This is a genomic window from Elusimicrobiota bacterium (assembly GCA_041660185.1).
Classification (GTDB): domain Bacteria; phylum Elusimicrobiota; class Elusimicrobia; order 2-01-FULL-59-12; family 2-01-FULL-59-12; genus JBAZWU01.
The window spans coordinates 1-19,952 of record JBAZWU010000008.1; the positions used below are offsets into that span (position 1 = coordinate 1).

Annotated in this window: 19 protein-coding genes and 2 tRNA genes; 13 read left to right on the forward strand and 8 right to left on the reverse strand. The window is 54.9% G+C overall.

Annotated elements, in window-relative coordinates; genetic code table 11:
- Positions 1–2,026, reverse strand: a 2,026-nt coding sequence (locus WC859_07215) for an aconitate hydratase (protein MFA5975942.1), incomplete at its 3' end; no start/stop codon positions are given.
- A 192-nt stretch (positions 2,027–2,218) separates the two neighbouring features.
- A complete protein-coding gene (locus WC859_07220; GenBank protein ID MFA5975943.1) occupies positions 2,219–2,797 on the reverse strand; it encodes a peptidylprolyl isomerase in 579 nt (192 codons plus the stop codon).
- A 113-nt stretch (positions 2,798–2,910) separates the two neighbouring features.
- On the opposite strand from WC859_07220, the gene WC859_07225 reads away from it, so the two are divergent.
- The 13 genes from WC859_07225 to WC859_07285 all read left to right on the forward strand — a co-directional run bounded on the left by WC859_07225 (position 2,911) and on the right by WC859_07285 (position 13,973).
- Positions 2,911–3,612, forward strand: a complete 702-nt coding sequence (locus tag WC859_07225) for a M50 family metallopeptidase (GenBank protein ID MFA5975944.1) — start codon at positions 2,911–2,913, stop codon at positions 3,610–3,612.
- Positions 3,590–4,348, forward strand: a complete 759-nt coding sequence (locus WC859_07230; GenBank protein MFA5975945.1) for a hypothetical protein — start codon at positions 3,590–3,592, stop codon at positions 4,346–4,348. The genes WC859_07225 and WC859_07230 overlap by 23 nt, the downstream gene beginning before the upstream one ends.
- A 95-nt stretch (positions 4,349–4,443) precedes the next feature.
- Positions 4,444–5,106, forward strand: a complete 663-nt coding sequence (locus tag WC859_07235; GenBank protein ID MFA5975946.1) for a polysaccharide deacetylase family protein — start codon at positions 4,444–4,446, stop codon at positions 5,104–5,106.
- A 70-nt stretch (positions 5,107–5,176) separates the two neighbouring features.
- A complete protein-coding gene (locus WC859_07240) occupies positions 5,177–5,842 on the forward strand; it encodes a polysaccharide deacetylase family protein (GenBank protein ID MFA5975947.1) in 666 nt (221 codons plus the stop codon).
- Positions 5,843–5,993: 151 nt separating this feature from the next.
- Entirely contained in the window at positions 5,994–7,778 is a 1,785-nt protein-coding gene (locus tag WC859_07245) for a glycosyltransferase family 39 protein (GenBank protein MFA5975948.1), read from the forward strand.
- Positions 7,779–7,787: 9 nt separating this feature from the next.
- Positions 7,788–7,871, forward strand: a tRNA-Leu gene (locus tag WC859_07250).
- A gap of 149 nt (positions 7,872–8,020) precedes the next feature.
- On the forward strand, positions 8,021–9,073 hold the full coding sequence (mutY, locus tag WC859_07255; GenBank protein ID MFA5975949.1) for an A/G-specific adenine glycosylase: 1,053 nt from the start codon (positions 8,021–8,023) through the stop codon (positions 9,071–9,073).
- 546 nt (positions 9,074–9,619) lie between these two features.
- Positions 9,620–10,438, forward strand: a complete 819-nt coding sequence (locus WC859_07260; GenBank protein ID MFA5975950.1) for a CpsD/CapB family tyrosine-protein kinase — start codon at positions 9,620–9,622, stop codon at positions 10,436–10,438.
- A 38-nt stretch (positions 10,439–10,476) separates the two neighbouring features.
- Positions 10,477–11,022 (forward strand): hypothetical protein, encoded by a 546-nt coding sequence (locus WC859_07265; protein MFA5975951.1) that lies wholly within the window; start codon positions 10,477–10,479, stop codon positions 11,020–11,022.
- A gap of 14 nt (positions 11,023–11,036) precedes the next feature.
- A complete protein-coding gene (locus WC859_07270) occupies positions 11,037–11,540 on the forward strand; it encodes a hypothetical protein (GenBank protein MFA5975952.1) in 504 nt (167 codons plus the stop codon).
- 388 nt (positions 11,541–11,928) lie between these two features.
- The gene (locus WC859_07275) at positions 11,929–12,183 is read left to right on the forward strand and encodes a helix-turn-helix domain-containing protein (GenBank protein ID MFA5975953.1); all 255 of its coding nucleotides are present in this window, start codon (positions 11,929–11,931) and stop codon (positions 12,181–12,183) included.
- On the forward strand, positions 12,180–13,481 hold the full coding sequence (locus WC859_07280; protein ID MFA5975954.1) for a type II toxin-antitoxin system HipA family toxin: 1,302 nt from the start codon (positions 12,180–12,182) through the stop codon (positions 13,479–13,481). The genes WC859_07275 and WC859_07280 overlap by 4 nt, the downstream gene beginning before the upstream one ends.
- 416 nt (positions 13,482–13,897) lie before the next feature.
- Positions 13,898–13,973, forward strand: a tRNA-Ala gene (locus WC859_07285).
- A gap of 1,100 nt (positions 13,974–15,073) precedes the next feature.
- Here the strand turns inward: WC859_07285 and WC859_07290 are convergent.
- The 6 genes from WC859_07290 to WC859_07315 form a co-directional block, all read right to left on the reverse strand.
- The gene (locus WC859_07290) at positions 15,074–15,319 is read right to left on the reverse strand and encodes a helix-turn-helix domain-containing protein (GenBank protein ID MFA5975955.1); all 246 of its coding nucleotides are present in this window, start codon (positions 15,317–15,319) and stop codon (positions 15,074–15,076) included.
- A gap of 195 nt (positions 15,320–15,514) precedes the next feature.
- Positions 15,515–16,927, reverse strand: a complete 1,413-nt coding sequence (locus WC859_07295) for an AAA family ATPase (protein ID MFA5975956.1) — start codon at positions 16,925–16,927, stop codon at positions 15,515–15,517.
- A gap of 237 nt (positions 16,928–17,164) precedes the next feature.
- Complete coding sequence (locus WC859_07300) at positions 17,165–17,620, reverse strand: hypothetical protein (GenBank protein ID MFA5975957.1); 456 nt, start codon at positions 17,618–17,620, stop codon at positions 17,165–17,167.
- A 39-nt stretch (positions 17,621–17,659) separates the two neighbouring features.
- On the reverse strand, positions 17,660–17,950 hold the full coding sequence (locus WC859_07305; GenBank protein ID MFA5975958.1) for a hypothetical protein: 291 nt from the start codon (positions 17,948–17,950) through the stop codon (positions 17,660–17,662).
- A gap of 177 nt (positions 17,951–18,127) precedes the next feature.
- Positions 18,128–18,841, reverse strand: coding sequence for a hypothetical protein (locus WC859_07310; protein MFA5975959.1), 714 nt, complete (start codon positions 18,839–18,841; stop codon positions 18,128–18,130).
- Between the two features lie 220 nt (positions 18,842–19,061).
- On the reverse strand, positions 19,062–19,679 hold the full coding sequence (locus WC859_07315) for a tyrosine-type recombinase/integrase (GenBank protein ID MFA5975960.1): 618 nt from the start codon (positions 19,677–19,679) through the stop codon (positions 19,062–19,064).
- Positions 19,680–19,952: the final 273 nt, after the last annotated feature.

Genomic DNA, 19,952 nt, shown 5'->3' on the forward strand with positions numbered 1-19,952 from the left:
TCAGAAGGTATTGGCCGGCCGGGCTATTTTTGGGGATCGATCCGGCGGGCGAGATATGGTCCGTGGTGACCGAGTCTCCCAGCACAGCCAGGACCCGCGCGTTCAAGAGGTCCTTCAGCGCGCCGGGTTCCCGTTTCATGTCCTCGAAGAAGGGCGGATTTTTGACGTAGGTTGAAGCCGGTTCCCAGGTATAAAGCTGTCCTTTCAGGGTTGGGAGGGATTTCCAGTGGTTGTCCCCTTCAAAGACACCGCTGTACGCGCGGGTATACATCTCCCGGTTGACCTGGACCAGCGCCTGCTGAATCTCTTCGGAGGTCGGCCATAACTCTTTCAGATAAACCGGTTTGCCTTTGGCATCGGTACCCAGGGGTTCCTGGTAAGGGTCAAAGTGGATGCGTCCGGCGATCGCGTAAGCGACCACCAACGGCGGCGACGCGAGGTAATTGGCTTTCACCAGAGCATGAATGCGGCCTTCAAAGTTCCGGTTGCCGCTCAAGACCGCCACCGCGGTGAGATCCCTTTGGCGGATGGCTTCAAGGACGGATTCCTGAAGGGGCCCGCTGTTGCCGATGCAGGTGGTGCAGCCATAGCCGACCAGATGAAAGCCCAGTTGTTCCAGATAGGGCATGAGCCTGGCGGCTTTCAGATAATCGATGACGACTTTGGAGCCGGGAGCCAGGCTGGTCTTGACCCAGGGTTGTGTTGATAATCCCCGTTCAACGGCTTTTTTCGCCAGAATCCCGGCGCCGAGCATGACCGACGGGTTTGAGGTGTTGGTGCAGCTCGTAATGGCGGCGATGACCACGGAGCTGGTGGACGATGGGAAGCTCCGTTCCCAGGAGCTCTTGATATCTTTCAGAGCGACCCGGTCCTGGGGACGTTTGGGGCCGGCGAGCGAGGGCTCGACCGTTCCTAAATCGAGTGACAGCGTGTCCGAGAACTCCTGTTCCGGCTGGGAGTCGCTCCGGAAAAGCCCCTGGGCTTTGGAGTAGGCTTCGACGAGGCGGATGAGTTTAGGTGGACGGCCGGAGAGCTCCAGGTAGCGGAGCGTCTGCTCATCGATGGGGAAAAACCCGATCGTGGCGCCGTATTCCGGAGCCATGTTCGCGAGGGTGGCCCGGTCCGGCAGGCTCAAGAAGCGAAGGCCGGGTCCGTAAAACTCCACGAATTTCCCGACCACGCCTTTTTTGCGCAGGATCTCGGTCACCGTCAGGACCGCATCGGTTGCGGTCGCTCCGGCCGGGAGTTGTCCGCTCAACCGCAGTCCAATGACCTCCGGAATCAGCATCGACAAAGGCTGGCCCAGCATCGCGGCTTCCGCTTCAATGCCGCCGACGCCCCATCCGACCACACCCAGTCCGTTGATCATCGTGGTGTGCGAGTCGGTGCCCACGAGCGTATCCGGAAAAGCCTGCCGCTGGCCGTTCCCCTCACGCGTCAGAACCCCTTGCGCGAGATATTCCAGATTCACCTGATGCACGATGCCGGTTTCGGGGGGGACCACGCGAAAATTCTGGAAGGCGTTCTGGCCCCAGCGCAGAAACGCATAGCGTTCGTGGTTGCGCTGAAACTCTAAATCGGAGTTGTATTGAAAGGCATCGGCTGAACCGAACCGGTCCACCTGAACCGAGTGGTCAATCACCAGATCCACGGGAACCAGCGGGCTGATGCGCTCCGCTTTTCCGCCGAGACGCTTCATGGCGTCCCGCATCGCGGCCAGATCAACGATGGCCGGAACACCGGTAAAATCCTGCATGAGAACGCGCGCCGGGGAAAAAGAAATCTCCTCATCGCCCTGGCGTTCCCGTCGCGGCCGGGACAAGGCCTGGATCTGTTCCGGACGAACCCGGCGGCCGTCTTCATTCCGAAGCAGGTTTTCCAGCAGGACTTTTATGGAGAAAGGCAGGCGCGACACATCGCACCCCTGCTTTTTGGCGAAGGTTTCCAGGCTGTAGATGTCGAAAGACTCTCCGTCGACGGAGAGCGTCTGCCGGCAGTCAAATGTGTTGTGGGCTCGTGTGTTCATCTTTCTTCGTCATCCCCCGCGGATGTAGGCGGGGGATCTAGACCTCGATGATGGATCCCCTGCCAGTAACCGCAGGGGATGACGACTGTAAAAATTTATTATAGCAACGAACACGGCCGGCCCCCGTGGATTCATACGGAAACCGGCCGTATTGCAATTGTAGGGGTCGCCGGCTGGCGACCCGACCATCAGTTATTTCGCGGTTTTGATCGTGATTGTCTTAATGACCACCGGTGTGGCCGGACGGTCACTCGTATCCCGCTGGACCTGACTGATGGTGTTGGCCACGTCCTGGCCTTGAATAACCTGGCCGAAGATCGTGTGATGGCCTGTCAGCCAGGGGGTTGGCGCCACCGTGATAAAGAACTGGCTGCCGTTGGTGTTGGGGCCGGCGTTGGCCATGGCCAGCTTGCCCGGTTTGTCGAAGCCGATCCCGGCGACGATTTCATCCTGGAATTTGTATCCCGGATCTCCGGTCCCGTTCCCCAGCGGATCTCCGCCCTGGATCATGAAATTCGGAATCACCCGGTGGAAGATCAGGCCGTCGTAGAAATTACTCTTCATTTTCCCGCCGGTCTTGGCGTTCATCCAGTCTTTCTTGCCGGTGGCCAGATCAACGAAATTATTGACGGTGACCGGCGTCTTGTCGTCAAAGAGTTCACAGACGATCGTGCCTTTGGATGTTTCGATCGTTGCGATTCGGTGCGTTGCCGCGGTAGCTGCCATGACTCCCCCTATAAGTAAAGCGACTGTTAGTATGGAACGGCGCATCGTGGTTCCTCCCTTTCGATACTTCCTTTGTTAGGCGAACAGATGATAACCCGCTTATGATAGTTGAGAGAGCGATTCTTGTCAAAAAATCGCAAAGAAAGTATATTTTCCATGTGAAAAAATTGAAACGGTTTGTAATAACCACCTTGCTCCTGCCGGGTTGCTATGGTGTGTCTTTAGCCTTATGGTCCCTCCTGCAACCCTTTCAGTCGGTTCCTGAAGGTTCCTTCTATTTTCTGGTCGGGATGGGCAGTTATTTTGCCTTTCAATGGGTCTTTTTCAGGCCCATTCGAACGTATGTCTTTGGCCACGAACTGACGCACGCGCTGGCGGCCTGGATGACCGGGGCGAAAGTGAAACATTTCCGCGTGAGCAAAAACGGCGGTTCGGTGATGGTTTCAAAAACCAATTTCTTTGTGGCGCTTGCTCCCTATATGATTCCGCTCTACGCGCTCCTGCTGGTCGGTTTTTTTGCCGTCGTCGATTATTTCGTTCCTGTAAAGCCTTACTGGCGGTTTTGCCTGTGGATCCTGGGAGCATCTATCGGATTTCATATGGCGTTGACCGTTTATGCTTTAAAGGAAGGCCAGCCCGATTTAAAAACCGCCGGCAAGTATTTATCCGTCCTGATTATCTATCTGGGGAATGTAGTGTCGATCGCTTTTTTGCTCGGCGTGCTTTTCCCTCACACGGTTTCCTGGAACCGGTTCATGCGCGTGAGCGGCCGGCAGACGGTGGCGGCGCTGCGACACGTAGGCCGGGGGAGCGTCATCGCCTGGAATGGAGCGGTTCATGGACTTGAGCATCGAGATTAAGCGAAAGCTTTTTCATTATCTGTCACTCGTTTACCTGTTGATCTATGCGGTTTGTCCGCGCGAGTGGACGATTGGACTGCTTTGGGCGGCGCTGGTCTTGTTGTCGGCGACGGAGTTCCTCCGGCTTCGCCGGCCGGAACTGAATGCCTGGTTTTTAAAAAAGTTCGGGGGGCTTCACCGGCCTGCCGAGATCATGGCCCCCTCTGGAATTTTCTGGACACTGATGGGGTGCTGTCTCCTCATGGCTTTATTGATGGATAAGAACATTGTCATGGCTGCGCTCGGTATGCTGGCGTTCGGTGATACCGCCGCGGCTATGTGGGGGAGACGCCGGGGAAAAAGGGCCTGGGTGTTCAAACCCATCTCAGAGGATTCATCCCCTCTGGCCTGGGCGAAATTCTGGCGCATCCCGGCCAATCACAGTAAAACACTCGAAGGAAGCGGCGCATTTGCCGTGATGTCCTTCCTGTGGATCAGCCTTTTCTTGCGCCCGCATGTCGCGTTACTGGGCGCGCTGGCCGGGGCGTGGGTCGAGTCCCGTCAGACGGAGTGGGATGATAACTTCTGGATTCCTGTGGGCGGGGGGCTTTTGCTTGCGGTAATCAGTCTGTTGCTGGCCGGCGGGGCCGGGCAAACCCTGCATCTCTGGCAGAAGATCGGCATCGCGGTCTACCTGGCCGGTGCTTTGAGCGGGCTGTGGTGGTTGTCCCGATCAACGGATGAGGGGACGGTGTGAAGAAACCCATTTTTCAAAACGATCTGGATTGCAGGGGCGGACCACTTGTCCGCCCGTTCATTTCGGGCGCACAGCGGTGTGCCCCTACAGTTCTCATGATCTTTTTGTTGGTCTTGCCTTCTGCATTTGCTTACACCCCTGGGAAGTTCTACTTTACAGGACATACGAAAGAAAAACTCATCGCGCTCACGTTTGATGATGGTCCGGGGCCCTTTACGCCAAAAATTCTCGATCTCTTGAAACAGCACAATGCCCGGGCTACCTTTTTCATGGAGGGAGATCTCGTTCCTTCTCATGCCGCCATCGCCAAACAAGTGGCCGAGGCCGGGCATGAGATCGGCAATCATACGTGGCGTCACCTCGATTTCCACAAAATCAAAGAGCAACCAGCGGAACGTCTGGCACAAGAACTGGCACGGGCTGAAGAGGCGATTCAGCAGGCCACCGGCGTGCAGGCGCGCGTGGTGCGGATGCCGCACGGCTACTATAACAAGACCTGGCTTCTTCCGACGCTGAAAGAACACGGGTACGCGCTGGTCCATTGGACATTTGGCACGGATTGGTTCCTCAAAAAGACGCCCGAACAGATGGCGGACGAGTACCTGAAGAATGCGCACCCGGGAGCCATTTTTCTTTTCCACGACGGCGGGCGTCATCGCGAAAAAACGCTCGCGGCCCTGCAGATCATCCTCTCGGCGCTGGAACAACAGGGGTACCGTTTTGTGGCCGCGGAAGATCTATTGAAAAATGATCAATAGGAACTGTAGGGGCGGACTGCTTGTCCGCCCGTTCATTTCGGGCGCACAGCGGTGCGCCCCTACAATCCTCATGGTTCTTCTGTTGGCATCATCTTCCGCATTGGCCTACACCCCCGGCCGGTTCTATGCCGTCGGGCATACCCAGGAGAAAGTGATCGCGCTCACGTTCGACGATGGTCCGGGACCCATTACGCCGCCGGTTCTGGATTTTCTGAAAAGCCATCGCATCCGGGCGACTTTTTTCATGGAAGGAACGCAGGTTGAGCGATATCCAAAGTTTGTGCGGGATGTGGCAACGGCCGGTCACGAGATCGGTAATCACACCTACTGGCACTTTGATTACCATAAGCTTAAACATGCAACACCCGAACGTCTGATACACGAACTGCGTCAGACTGAGTCGTCGCTTCGCCGGGCGCTGCACAATCCCCGTTTTCGTACACAGGTTGTGCGGATGCCCTACGGTTATTTCAACCGCCGCTGGCTGCTCCCGGCGCTCAAATCCGAGAAGTACGCGCTGGTCCACTGGTCCTACGAAAAGGAAGGGGTTCCGGAGATGACGTCCCAGCAAATGGCCCAGGCATATATCGATCATGCGAAACCCGGGGCCATTTTTCTTTTTCACGATGGCGGTCGTCGTCGTGAAAAAACGTTCGAAACCATGAAAACCGTGATCACAACTCTGGAGACTCAGGGCTACCGGTTTGTCGCGGCCGAAGATCTTTTGAAGGAGTAACCTTGCGTCTTGTGTTCGTCATTCCCCGCGGTCTCAGGCGGGGAATCCATCATTGTTGTGTGCTATCTTTGGATCCCCGGCCAGCCACCGCCGGGGATGACGAGATGGGGGTAGTTTTCTGACAACCGACTTTAAGAGTTGCTTCCTGCTGGTGGTTCTCGTTCTGGTGATGTCCCTGCCGTTTGTCCAACGGGCCTATTTTGTCGACGATTATTATCACGTGACGATGGCCCGGGGGATTCTGGATCATCCCGCGCGGCCGTATGATTTTCTCTCCGAAGATAACGGACACCAGGCCATCGGCTGGGAAAAAGGGCAGGCCCCGCGCATGGTGAATCCGCCTTTATTCCATTATTTTCTGGCCGGGGTCATGGTCCTCTGGGGACAGGAAACCTGGAAGCTGCGAACCGCCAGCCTCGTGTTTCCGATCGTCAGCGTCTTGTGTCTTTACTTTATCGGGAAGCGGGTCACGCGTTGGCCGTTTGTCGCCGCCGTCTTAATGGCCATCACTCCGGCGTTCTGGTTGACGTCCTATGCGCTCCTGCTGGACAGCGCGATGCTCTCGTTCCTGCTCGCTGCGCTGCTCGTGTTCATGATCAGTTGTGAGAAACGAAGCATCGGATGGATGATCATGGGCGGGGTGCTGATGGGGCTTACACTCCTGGCCAAGTACGTCGGCATCTTGATTCTCCCGCTGGTTCTGGCCTGGCAGTGTCTGGATCCGGAGCGGCGGCGCTGGAAGCCGGGTTATCTGGTTCATCCGGTCGCGGGAATCGTTCTTCTTCTCTGGGGGATTTGGGGAATTCTCACCTATGGACAAATGCATTTCTGGGCTGCTGCCCCCCGCGGGGTCAACGGACATCCGGCGGAAGGGTTTCTGGTCCTGGCCATCGCTTTGGCCGCGTTCTGGTTTTACCGGGAACGCTGGTTCGGGGGCCGCGTTCGTGCCGCGCTTCTGCTGGGGGCATTTGGAATTCTGATCCTGACGGCAGGACTGTTACGGTCGGGTTCACTCCAGAATTGGCTGCAAACATTTTATATCGATAAATTTCTCGTGCTGGGCAGTTTTCTGGGAGGAGGTTTTCTTTTTCTTGGATGGGCTCCCTTTTTGTCCGCGGTTGTTTCGAAACGGGCCATCGGAGTCTGGGTGGTTATCGCCTTGGCCCTCTTCGGAGCCGCTCATTCGCGGCTGGGGGGGTTTAGTGCCGGACAGAGCGCCTTGCTGGCCTTTTTCATTGTTTCGACTCTGGCTTTTTTGTGGTTGGTTCGAGTCTGTTTGTCGCCGGCTCAGCCTGCACATCGATTTCTTCTGATCTGGATGTGCCTCGGGCTGGCCGAGCTGGTCCTCGTGATGCCGTGGACCGCGGGCCGGTATCTGCTGCTGGTCCTGCCGGCATTCGGGTGGGGATTTCTTGAAATCGCGGGATCGCTTGGGCGGGGCGTTCCTTGGCGGACCATCGGCCTGACTACCGCGGCGCTGAGCGCGTTCCTGGCGTGCGCGGATTTTGATCAGGCGGAAACCATCGTTCAGGTGGCTCAGGAACTCCGTGACCGGCAAGCGACGCTGATGCATCTCGCGCCAAGGCCTGCGCATCACTGGTATTACCTGGGCGACACCTTTGATGGGGCGCAGCCCTATCTGGGTCCGCAGGGTTGGGAAGACGCTTTTGCGTCTCAGGAAATGCGGCCCGGGGATTTGCTTTTGAAACCCTATTTTCGCCGTTCGTCGTGGTGGACGCTTCAACACCCGGAGCGTTTGCGGCGGATCGCAACATTCCAAATGGAAAGCCGGATCCCGCTGCGCGTGATGGATGTGCCGGCATCCGCCGGGTTTTATGCTTCCTGCTGGGGATCGTTGCCTTTCGCAGTCACACGTGATCCGCTCGAGCGTTTTGAGCTTTACCAGGTCGTTGAAACGCGTGATGTTGTAAAATGACGACCGTTCGGCCCCGTGGTGGAACTGGTAGACGCGCGGGACTCAAAATCCCGTGTCCGCAAGGACGTGTCGGTTCAAGTCCGACCGGGGCCATAAATTTTGTCGGTTCACCCGCCACACGGCCGGCGGGTGAGCGCCTGTTGTGTGGCGCTCAAGTCCGACCGGGGCCACCAAATTTGAAGAGCATCTTGACACCGCAATTCGCAATCCGAAATCCGCAGTCTGTAGCCCGCATTTTCTCATTGCCTCTTCTCCGTTGGTACCGGGCGCATAAGCGGGATCTCCCGTGGCGCCGGAGCCGCGATCCCTACCGCATTCTCCTGTCGGAAGTCATGTTGCAACAGACCCAGGTGCAGACCGTTATTCCTTATTACCATCGCTTCCTCAAGGTCTTCCCGTCTTTCCGGACGCTGGCGAACGCTCCGTCGAGAAAAGTCTTGAAACAATGGGAAGGGCTCGGCTATTACTCCCGGGCACGGAACCTGCAGGCCCTGGCCAAGTTGGTCCAAGCACGCCCGGATCACTCGTTGCCGGCTACTTATAGGGAAATCATTCAGCTTCCCGGAATCGGTCGTTATACCGCGGGAGCTGTTCTCAGTATCGCGTTTGATCAGGATTATCCGGTGGTGGATGGGAATGTCCAGCGTGTTCTGGCAAGGGTCTTCGGGATGAACAAAGATATTACACGTCCTCAGACGCGCGAGTGGTTCTGGAAAGCGGCGGCGGTCCTGCTTCCTCGAGGGAAGTCGGGGGATTATAACCAGGCGATCATGGAACTGGGAGCACTGGTGTGTACGCCGAAAAATCCGAGATGTCCTCAATGCCCGGTACGAAGTATTTGCATCGCGCGGAAAACGGGACGCCAGAACGAGCTCCCGCTCCGCAAAAAGAAAGCGGCTCTGCCGCATGAACACATCGGCGCGGGGATTATCTGGAACAACGGCAGGATCCTGATCAGCCAGCGGCCTTCAAAGGGGCTTCTGGGCGGGCTTTGGGAATTTCCCGGGGGTAAGTGTGAGCGGGGTGAAACGCTTCCTCATTGCGTGAGCCGTGAAATTCGCGAGGAGCTGGGGATCCGGATCACCGTGGGATCCAAGATGGCTGAGGTGAAACACGCCTACAGCCATTTTAAGATTACCCTGCACGCCTATCATTGCCGGTACCGGGGAGGGACACCGAAAGCCCTGGGGGTACAGGCTTGGCGATGGGTGCGACCTCATCAATTACAAAAGTACCCTTTCCCCGCTTCCAACCAACCCATCATTCGAAAATTATTGGGCCAGAGAGAGAAGTGAAGCGGCACTGGGTCCCCGAGGCCGCTCGCTCCTGAGCTATTCTTCCGGAGCCTGTGGGAACCCGGTGCCCCTCGGACTCCAGCGCAGATTGCCGGTCGCCACCTTTCTGGCGACCGTCGCTCCACTCCCGAACCAGGCGAGCCTCCATCACACCCCGTCCATCGCGTCCTATGCCCTCATGGTAGCAATGGCCATACGCAAAACGGTTGCCATTCGGGCAACCGTGCGTATGGCGGCATCGCCAAGACGGTTCGCTCGTGTCGCTCAATCCGCAAGTCGTCCGCCGGGACCCCGGGTCCCCCGGCTCCGGGACAAAACGGCGATGGGTTCCCGAAGGCCAGCCGAGCGACTTGCGGTTTTAGCGAGGAGGACGGGTTGGTTTGCCCCGTCCGACAGTTCGTGATGGAGGCGGGGCTAACCCGTCCGAGGAGCGTTAAAAAACCGCGCAGGAGCGAGCGGTCTCGGGGACCCATCGCCGCAGGTCCCCATAGGCTTCGGAAGAATGTGGAATATATATAATGGGTCGCTTGGTGCGGAGGATAAAGCATGACGTGGCTTAAGATGAAGTTTCAGGGGCTTGTTCGACGGTTGTTCGGGGCGAAGGTCATTACGCCCGAAGAGATCGAGGGTGTCCTGAAGCTGCCGGTGCTGGCGGTGATTCCGCATCTCGAGCGCCGTCGAAGCCTGGCCCAGAGCGCGGGGCTCATCCGGCGGCGTCTGGACCTGAACGGCCGTTGGCGGTCCCGATTACTGATCAATTTCCCTGACCATTCTCCCGCCGCCATTGCTTATGACAATCTCATCCATGAAATCAGACCGGTCGTACAGAAAGACCGGCGAAAGGTCATTCTCGTTGTCAGCGCGGTCGCTGGAGAAGGGGGGTCCCTGACGTGCGCCAATCTGGCGATCGCGGCCGGCCGGCAGGGTTTAAAAACCTTAATTATTGAAGGACATATGCGGGCGCCCCGGATCAGCGGGGTGTTCCATGTGGATTTAGAGCCGGGCTTGACGGGTTGTTTGAACCGAAGCCTTTCCGCGTCCAGCTGTATTCAGAAATTTGTTTTGCCTTTTACCGATCTCCTGGCCGCCGGTCGATCGGTCTCTTATCCCGCCGCTCTCTGGAACTCCGCCGCTTTTCAGCAACTGCTGGACGTCGTGCGAACGTTTTATGACCTGGTTTTAATTGAGGCCTCGCCGCTTCTTCTTTTCCCGGATACCGCTGAACTGGCAAAAAAGGTCGACACCATTCTGCTGGTCCACCAGTTCGGGCGCAGTTCCTCCGACCGATTGGGTAAAGCGGTTGAAAAGATTCAGGACGTCAAAGACCGTATTCTGGGAGTGGTTCTGAATGATTCTCCAAGCTGATTGCACTGGACGACTCGAATTAGTAATCTATTTCCGCTGTGAAAATTAATTGGATCGATCCGATCTTCCTGAGCTGCGTCGGAGTCCTTCTGGCGGGGTGTGTGTCGCTTCTATGGGCGTTGTCCAAGCTGATTGTGAAAAAGCCTAAAGCAGAGACAACGGACTCGACTGGTTTAGACGATATTCCGATCTTGACGGATGCCGACCCCGCCCAGCTCGTTCGCGCGGAAGAATCGACGCTTCAAGCCCTTCGTGAGCGAGGGGCTCGGCAATCACTTTCACCAGTGGTTCCCGTATCTTCGGCGGTGGGCCCGGTGGCGGGGAAAGAAGTGGCCGATCGGCTGGATGCGATGGCTCAACGTCTGACCGAAATGCAGACGGTGCTCTCCCAGCAGGCGGGCCAGGCCGCCGCGTCCCTTTCAACGCTCGGAGCGGCTCCCCGGAGTTTCTCCCCTGAAACCGTTGATAAGCTTCTGAAGATCGTCGGCAATGTGATTCATCAAGTCGATCTTCTCCAGAGCAGTCTGAATACAAGCCAAAGCAAATCAGCCCCTGGAGTTTCTGAACCCCCGGACGCTGGTTAACCGTCGCGAACAGAATGAAAAAACCTCTTTTACTGCTGTTCATCCTGTTGGATGTGATGGCCATGAGCGCGGCCGGAGTCGTGCTTTACTTGCGAATGGCCCCCAAGCTTAAGCCGGTCGTTCCCTCGCGGAAGGATATCAATCGATCAGTTGATGAGTTGGGTGTGTCTACCACCCCGGCGGTCGACGCGGTGGCTTCTACGGAGCCGGTCCAGGGAATTCCACCGGTCTTGTCCGCCGCAGCCACTCGTGTCGAGCCCGGTATTCGGAAAATCCTCTTCAAATACAGCAACAGCAAGGCTCGGCAGGTCGCCTTACGGGCTGATTTTACCGGATGGAAAGCGGAACCCATGCGTCGGGATGCACGAGGGGTTTGGACTTATCAGGCCAATCTGACGCCAGGGGAATACGCTTATATTTTTACCGCTGATGAAAAACCTGTTCGCGATCCTGCCAATAAACACATCAAACGCATCGGCACCACTCAAGTCAGCGCCATCGTCGTCAAACCCCGTTAACCCCAAGCTTGGTGTAGGTCTTCCTAAGGCGGCCCCGAATTTAGTATTTTAGATACCCCCGTTAGGCAGAACCGATTTCGGGCCGGTAGATCAATTGGGAGATCGCCTCCATGGCATGGGCTTTTATCCCTTTCTCACCTTGTAGGATTCAGACGGAAACCCAATCTGTAACGCCTCATTAAATAAGGTCAAATCAGACCCTGATTTGGGTAGTATTTGGGTAGTAACAAGATCACGGATCGCTGAAGGCGATCCGTTTTGGCGATGGTCGTTGCAACCATGAGAAATAGGGACGCGACCGGTCACCCGCTGAAAGTAGTCAGCCTCCTGCTTTATCCCATTAGAAGGATATATTGACTTTATCCCATAAAAGGGATAGATTCTTTTCATGAAAGACTTTGCGGTCACCGCACGTACGGCTGCTCAAATCGGCGAGTCCTTGCGTCGGCGCCGGAAACTCCTCGGGTGGTCCCAGGAGGAACTGGGTCGCCGATCGGGCATCAAGCAAAAAAACCTGTCCGCCATTGAAAATGGCGCGGAAGGGGTTCGACTGGGGACGATTTTTAGGCTACTGGCCGCGTTGGATCTGGAGCTGACGGTTCACGAACGTCGCACATCCGAGCCGCTTGATCCGGACCGATGAGCCGCTCCCGCTCGATTCGCCGCCTTCAGGTCTTTATGAACACCTCCCGCGTGGGGACCCTGGAACGGGAGGCCTCTGGCAGGCTTCTATTTGCTTACCATGTGGATTGGCTATCCAAGCCTCAGGCGATTCCTATCTCCCTCAGCCTTCCCCTGCGAGAAGAACGCTATGCGGATGATCGACCGGCAGCCTTTTTTGACAACTTACTACCGGATACCGCGGATGTTCGCCGAAGGATCGCCGAAACGACGGGATCCCCCGATGCGTCGGTGTTTGAGCTCCTGCGGATCATCGGTCGCGACTGCATCGGAGCGCTTCAGCTTATCCCTGACGGAGAACCGTCTCCTTCTCAAAAACAAGTCTCCGGGAAACCCATCAGCGACAAACGCATCGCCGCCATCCTTCAGGGCTTATCGGTGCTTCCCCAGGGCTCAGAGGAAGAGCCGTTCCGCATTTCCATTGCGGGAGCACAGCACAAAACGGCTTTTCTGAAACTCGGAGGCCGGTGGGCCATTCCGGAAGGCTCCACCCCGACGACTCATATCTTTAAACCCCCGATCGGAAAACTTCCGAATGGGGTGGATCTCACCGCGAGTGTGGCCAACGAATGGCTTTGCCTGGAGTTGACCAAAGCCTTGGGTCTCTCCGTGGCCAACGCGGAAATGAAAACCTTTCAATCTGTTCCGAGTCTCGTCGTCGAGCGCTTTGATCGGCGGTGGTCCACCGATCACAAGAGACTGGATCGCATCGTCCAAGAAGACCTCTGCCAGGCTCTGGGAGTCCCATCCGGCCGCAAGTACGAATCGCACGGAGGGCCGGGGGTCCGGACGCTGATGCGGTTCCTGGATGGGTCCGATCATCGGGAAAAAGACCGGGTGACCTTCATGCGGACCCAACTGGCTTATTTTTTCCTTGGCGCTATCGATGGTCACGCCAAAAACTTCAGTATCCACCTGACCCGGACCGGTTTTCGACTCGCGCCACTCTACGATATTCTCACCGTCTGGCCGGCTCTGCGAAAAAGCGAGATTCCCTGGAAACAAGTCAAGTTCGCCATGGCCATCGGCGATTCGCGCCATTACGACCTGCGAACCATACAGAGCCGCCACTGGTTTGAAACCGCCAGGCGCTGCGGTTTTGACACTCGAGTGATGCAAACCATTTTGGACGATCTATTGGCCCGCATCGACACGCTTCGAACGACCGGCCCGCGCCTTCCCAAAGGATTTCCTTCCGACCTTTACGAAGAAGCGCTCGCGGGCATTCTCCAGCAAGCCGCACGCTTCAAAACTCAATAACTTTTTGGAACGCGGAGAATTTCGATTGGCTTTAATTTCGGGGGAACGGTCAAACAACTCCAAGGTCAGGGAGACGACCGTTTAAGCGTTTCAGAGCATTTACGCGGCGGTCTGGGGATTCACTGGTCGCGTTACCGTGCGGACTACACCCTGGCGCCTTTCGGCGACCTCGGCCTGACCCAGCGCTTTACGATTTCCCTTCTCTTCGGTCCGGTCGACAGCGAGTCTGGCCCGCACAACCTGCAAAAAGTGGCATCACGCCCCATTCGTCCCATACCCGCTGCGGAGTAGTTTTTGCGAATCGACCAGCGGAAATGTAAAATAAAACGAATTGTTCGCCGCATCGATTTGGGTAATAATTTGGGTAGATTGGAACGAGTCAGACTCACAAAATAAGCTAAAATAACGCCGATTTCGGGCCGGTAGATCAATTGGGAGATCGCCTCCATGGCATGGAGGAGGCTGTGGGTTCAAGTCCCATCCGGTCCACCACTTTCGCAACAAGAACCCCTTCAGAAATGAGGGGGTTTTTTGCTGTCTGGTTTTGGATGAGATTTTCAGGCTCCGCGCCAAGGGGCGATTGTAGTGTAATTGTAGTGTTGGCCGGTGTCTTGTGAGCTGATTTCGGTGCTGCCAGTTCGATGGAAGTCTTGAGATGTCCCGCCGATAAGTGGCTGTAGCGTTGAGTCATTCGCAAATCTTTATGGCCCAGGATGGCGGCCAGACTTTGGATGTCCACGCCGCGCATAGCCGCATGGCTGGCGAACGTATGGCGTAAGTCATGAAATCGGAAGTCGATGAGCCCGGCCAGTCTGATAGCTTTTTGAAACTGGCTCCGAATCCATCCATCCCTTAGCATGGTCACGCCATGACGTTTGAATATCGGGCCGGTCCGTTCGCTTAAGGGAGTTTTTGAGAACAGGTCCATCAGTTCCGTTGTGAGGGGGACAAATCGCCCTTCGCCGGATTTTGATTTCCGAATACATAGCCAGCCGCGCTTGATGTCGATGTCGCTCCATTGGAGTGCCAGTATCTCGCCCTGTCTCATCCCGGTATGTCTGGCCACAAGAAGCACCGGCAGCAAGTTCGGATGAGCAGCGTTCAATAGTCTCTGAAATTCCTCGTCCTCTATAAATCGGACGCGTTTATCATCCACCTTGTCGAGTCGGTAGCCTGCCAGCGGGTCTTGGGAAATTAATCCCCATTCAAGTGCTTTATGAGTCGCCGCTTTGAGGATGATGAGTTCGCGTCGAACGGTAGAAGGGGAAAGTGTCTTTTCTGGATCGTGGGGGGATGGTGTTTGTCGTCGCCATGCTTTGTAGGTGTCCATCATGTGCCGGATTTCAGATACCGGGGTTTCAGCGCCGAAGTGCTTAAAGAAAGTCGGCAGCTTGTAGCGTGTGTCCCTGTAGGTCCATTGATTCTTGGGCTTGAGATGGATTTCGATGTACCGATTGAGCGCCTCTGAGAGTATGCAATCCTTGGCCGTCGGATTAAACCGGCCTTCCTGGGTGGCAGCCCGATAGGAAATCGCCCACCTTTCCGCTAACTTGCGGTCGGTTTGCTGGCTGCTGGCGTAGGTCATTCTCCCCTTATGGGAGAACGCCAGCCACCATGTCTTGCCGCGCTTGTAGAGTCCCATCTTTTTCCGCGTCCTTCACCGTTTTTGATTTTAGGTTATCAACCAACTTGTCTAAATCCTGCTTGTCGAATCGCAGCGCCTTGGCCCTCAGCTTCACGAATGGAATTTCCCGCCGGTAAACCAAATGGTATAGCGTAATCGGGCTCAAGGCAAGGTACACCGCCGCCTCTTTGACGGTTAGGAGGCGTTTATCCATTGGCCACCCGCCCTGCAAGTGGCCCTACCGCATCACTCGCACCCCTGATATTTAACGTTCGACGCTCAGGCGACCAACGGGCTTTGCTCCGGCATTTATGGCTACAGAATCGTCCTAGGCCGCGCTCTAAATCTGACACTCGCGCCATGAATTGCTTTTTGCATTCCAAACAGCGGGACTCGCGCAGCCGGTGGGTCATGGATGCACTGCCCCGCCAAAGACTGCTTGGACGGCTGCTACATTTGGGTGAGTGACGGCTGGGGAGTCCGAGGCGGGTCCTTCCGAAATTCCTTGTTTTAAATTCTGCATTCCGCACGTAGTAAGAAATTCATTCTGTGCGGAATTATTTTCAGATTTTAAGGCATACGAATACGCCTTATTTTTTACCCCTTCGCCTTTACGGTCTATTAAGCCGTCCTCAAAAAGTTCTGCAAGGACGGTGCGGCATGTACCGGGTGGCATATCCGCAAACTTGGCTATGGCATCGGCTTCCTGAAAATTCACCACCAAGGCCGCTAAGACCTGTTTTCTTTGCTCCTCGTGCCGGACGTGGCGGGTTGTGCCCAGGACAACGTATTGTCCATTTTCCAGGCTTACGACTAATTCGCGGGGGGTCGGAAAACGTGAATAGGCCACCAAGACCCGCTGCGTATCGCTGCCTCTATTTGGTTTTAAGACAAGACCGGCATCAACGGCAGCCAAAAGGTCCCCGGACCCGCGTATTTCCGTACCGTCCTGGCCCTCGCTCTTGCGGGCATGGTGGATCAATAGGACTCCAGCCCCGGTAGTTCTTGCCAAGTCCAGTAGGGGGTCCATTTGTGCGCCTACCTCAGCGGCGGCGTTTTCCTCCCGGACGTTCCAGAACCGGGCCAAGGTGTCCACTACGACGAGGCCGATATGATGGGCTTGGGTAAAGCGTTTTATTCCTTCCATCTCGACTGGGGATGAACGTAAAGGGGCGCAATGGATATGTAGGTCTTCCGCATTGGGTAAACCCAAGGTTAGTAGCCTGTCGGTTATGTCTTCCCGGTGTTCCTCTACGGCTAAGACGAGAACAGGACGCTTTTGGACTTTGAACCCGAGGAAGGGAGTTCCATCAATAACGGCTTTGATGAGGTGATAAGCGAGGGTGGATTTCCCAGCTTTCGGCGCTCCAGCAAGCAGAACAAGACCGCCGCTTGGAAGATATTTGTCCCATACCCAAGAACGTTCAGGGGTCTTTTCGGAGAGCATCTGGCGGGCACTCTTGGGGTTGAATTTAATTCCGCACGAAACTAATTCCTTGGGTTGTGCGCTATGCGGAATCGTCCATGCGGCAATTTCCCCGGTTGGGTTTAATCCGGCCAGGATAATGGCCAGCCCTGCCTGGTTCTGGACAACCCCCGCATTAATAAGCGCCTTTTCATGCGGGATAAGCATTTCACGCGGTAACCGGGATAGCTCGAAAAAGAGGTCTTTAGATTCATCTGGATCAATCGCTTGCCCTGCCGTCTTGTAGGAGGTGCAATAGGATTCTGTACGCTGGAACAATCCCAACGCGTGGTCTGTACGCCGGAAATCGGCCAGCAGTTCTTTTTCGGATTCTAGGGGAAGTCTCGAAAAACTCATGCTGCGCGTCCTAGCCCCAAGTCATGCAGTGATTTGGTCCATAGATAATCTGAAAGCCTCCGGCATCTGGTGGCCACGTCTCCCGGATGGATTCGGGCGAATAGACCGAGGCTGGTAATAATATCGCTGGCCTGTTCGCTGTCGACGGTAAATGTGATTTTCGGCTGAGTTTGTGTTAGACTTTTCATGGTTAAATTGTCCTTTCGTAAAAAAGCCCACGGTTCACGCCGTGGGTTTTTAATCGTTATCAGACTGTTTTTCCTTCCGCCTCTCAATTTCTTCTTGAAACCATGCCAAACGTTGCTTGCTCTCCGCAATCGCGTCCTGGATTTGCCGAGCCAAATCGAGGGCTAAGATGTTTGTTGGTCGTCCTTCGAGTAATTGACGTTGTTGAAAGCTTCTGTCCATAACGGCTGTGCTTTCGATTACGGTGGGGCTGCTTTCGTCAAAACGCTTATGAAGGTTCCTTCTGGCCTTGTAACCGATGAGGAAAAGGTCCGATAATTCCCGCTCTTTAATTTGTGCGACGATCATTTGGATTTCCGGGTCATTCACTTCATCTGTTTGAAGAAAGTTACGGATGGTTTTTGGATCGCGCTTCATTCGTCGAGCACTGGCGTTCGGGGTAAGCTGGGAGTCACGCAAGGCGACCGCGTGTGCTTTTTCAGTTTTTGTAAGGGAAGGACCGCCCATATTATTCCCTGACATTCCCTGTATCTTTAAAAAAGAGGATCATAATTGGCCAGTCATACGGCGAGTGGGCTTCATTCCATACAACCGATCCTTTAACAACCGATGTTGTAAGAGTAAATCACGAGCAGGGAGTTTTAGGGTCCCGTTCCAGTATTGTTCCTGGACCTCGTTCAGTTTTTCAGGATCAACCGAAAAGACAAAATAAATCGTTCCATTTTCATCGACTAAGCGCACCGGCCAGCCTTTGTCAACGATGATCGAAGCGGTCAACCCTACATCCTTGATTCGAGTATCTACGATTCGTGCTCTGGTAGGGATCGGCATACCCATCCACCTCTTTCTTTTTTTCCATCACTCACCCTTTAATGGCGAAATGTCGGCGAATACCATCCAAAAATTGCCTCAGGACGATGATTTAGGGAGAGCTTTTATAGTCGTAGAACGAGCGGTTAGATGGGGTTAAGAACTAGAACGGAATTTGTCGATGAACGCAGGGAGGATATTTCGTTATTCGTTTCTATCAAAATGATCGTCTGGGATTGGGCGCGGAATTGAAATCTTTTTGAATTTAGCTCGATAGCATTTTTCGGATCGATACGGATAAAATGGGGATCGCTCCAATCCGAAATAGTCCCTGAGTTTTCTCGCAAGGCGTTGTACGTTCTTTTGCATTGATTCGCGTTGCGCACTGGTGATTCCCCTTGTTCCCCAGGAAATATGGCCATCGCATTCAGCGAACGCTGTAAGTAAGGTCCATAGATTGCCAGGAGCATCTCCTTTGCTTCCCTTGTTCAATTTCATGCCTGACATGGTATGTCTTTTCCACACCCCGCCCTTTGTGCGAGTTCGGATTTCCGTGCGCGATATGACCTCGATCTCAAGATCAGACCAATCGTGTATTTCGAGAAACGCTTTTTTAAGCTCCGAGCGAATATCGCCTTTGACCATTACTAATGCCATCTTCAAAAGATTATCGAGTATCGAAAGGTGCTCACCTAAAAAATCCTGTTTGTAGGCGTGATACGGTTTTTTACCATCCGCATCGGCAAGTTTTCGCAATTCGCCATTGCCCTGGATCATGGGATAGAGTAATTTCTTAATTCTCCTGTTGACTGAATATTCGGTTTGGCCGTAAGTGGAGACAATTTGTTCAGCTGCTTCATCTATTTTCTGGAGGGTGTATTGAGGTAGTTCAGTCGTTTGTAGTTCAGGAATTTCCATCTTCGTCTCCATAACAGACCCCGGCTCCGGGACCGAAAGCGGGTTGACTTAGTTCAGGCGCTAGAGGACGCCCCAACTCAATTGTACTTCGCGCGTATTAAATAATTACCCAAAGTCCGCATCGATTCTTTTTGCCAAATGGTGTCCACGAAAAGGCCGTTAGTTGCTCCGATAGTCGGTGGAATATCCATTTTGGGGAATTAAATCCGAATTTAATTACCTAAGCGAACGTAAACGCCAGCGCCGCTTCCTTCCGGCGCTCCGCCGTGGCTCTGACGTAAGGCAAGAGGCTTTGAAGGCTCGAATGGCCGCTCAATGTCATTAACGTGGCCGGATCGCGTCCGGGGGCGCGTAGCGTTAAGTACGTCGCCCTGAATGAGTGCGGCGTGATCCGTTTTTCAATACTGGCCAGTCGGACATAGCGCTCGACAAGGCAATCAACGGCCTTGGGAGTCAACCGCTGCTTGTCGTAAGGGCCATGCTTGCCAAGGGTCAAAAATAACGGCGCGTCCGCACTTGGCGGGTTGTCTCCGTGTTCAAGCTGCAAGTAGCGCTTAACGCCGAGGTAGACGTTTTCCGCTATGGGGAGCTTTAACCAGTACGGCTTTTCGCTCCGCTTCTTTAGTCCCTGGTAGGTGACATGCTTCTGCCCTTCATCGATCAGATTCCCGACATTCAGTCGTACAAGCTCACCCTTTCGCATGGGCGTGTTGGCCAGGACCAGAAGCACGGCATAATCCCGCGTCCCTTCCTTGGTCCGTCTATCCGGCAATGCCAGCATCCGGGAAACTTCTTCAATGGTCAGTATGTCGGATTGTCCTACAGGTCGGCCTCTCATAGTTTAATCTCCATTTCCATATCGTGAACGTCGGTTAAAGTATAGCGTATATACGTAGACCGCGCAAGCAAGAACGTATATACTTAAGGTATGAGCGCAACGAAAAAGCCTAAGCCGGGCCATCACTACTACTTGAAGTCTGATTTCAGGCAGCCGGTGATCGTCTACATAAGGCCTGTCACGCACCGTAAGCTAAAGATGCTGGCCGTGAGAAGTGGTAAAACCTTACAGGAATTACTGAGGGAGGCTATCGAGCGCTATATGAAGTGATGG

Bases quoted from the DNA above. Each gene is read 5' to 3' on its own strand.
- WC859_07220 (MFA5975943.1), bottom strand. From the start codon at position 2,797: ATGCGCCGTTCCATACTAACAGTCGCTTTACTTATAGGGGGAGTCATG.
- WC859_07230 (MFA5975945.1), top strand. From the start codon at position 3,590: ATGGACTTGAGCATCGAGATTAAGCGAAAGCTTTTTCATTATCTGTCA.
- WC859_07235 (MFA5975946.1), top strand. From the start codon at position 4,444: ATGATCTTTTTGTTGGTCTTGCCTTCTGCATTTGCTTACACCCCTGGG.
- WC859_07240 (MFA5975947.1), top strand. From the start codon at position 5,177: ATGGTTCTTCTGTTGGCATCATCTTCCGCATTGGCCTACACCCCCGGC.
- WC859_07260 (MFA5975950.1), top strand. From the start codon at position 9,620: ATGACGTGGCTTAAGATGAAGTTTCAGGGGCTTGTTCGACGGTTGTTC.
- WC859_07270 (MFA5975952.1), top strand. From the start codon at position 11,037: ATGAAAAAACCTCTTTTACTGCTGTTCATCCTGTTGGATGTGATGGCC.
- WC859_07275 (MFA5975953.1), top strand. From the start codon at position 11,929: ATGAAAGACTTTGCGGTCACCGCACGTACGGCTGCTCAAATCGGCGAG.
- WC859_07280 (MFA5975954.1), top strand. From the start codon at position 12,180: ATGAGCCGCTCCCGCTCGATTCGCCGCCTTCAGGTCTTTATGAACACC.
- WC859_07290 (MFA5975955.1), bottom strand. From the start codon at position 15,319: ATGGATAAACGCCTCCTAACCGTCAAAGAGGCGGCGGTGTACCTTGCC.
- WC859_07295 (MFA5975956.1), bottom strand. From the start codon at position 16,927: ATGAGTTTTTCGAGACTTCCCCTAGAATCCGAAAAAGAACTGCTGGCC.
- WC859_07300 (MFA5975957.1), bottom strand. From the start codon at position 17,620: ATGGGCGGTCCTTCCCTTACAAAAACTGAAAAAGCACACGCGGTCGCC.
- WC859_07305 (MFA5975958.1), bottom strand. From the start codon at position 17,950: ATGGGTATGCCGATCCCTACCAGAGCACGAATCGTAGATACTCGAATC.
- WC859_07310 (MFA5975959.1), bottom strand. From the start codon at position 18,841: ATGGAAATTCCTGAACTACAAACGACTGAACTACCTCAATACACCCTC.
- WC859_07315 (MFA5975960.1), bottom strand. From the start codon at position 19,679: ATGAGAGGCCGACCTGTAGGACAATCCGACATACTGACCATTGAAGAA.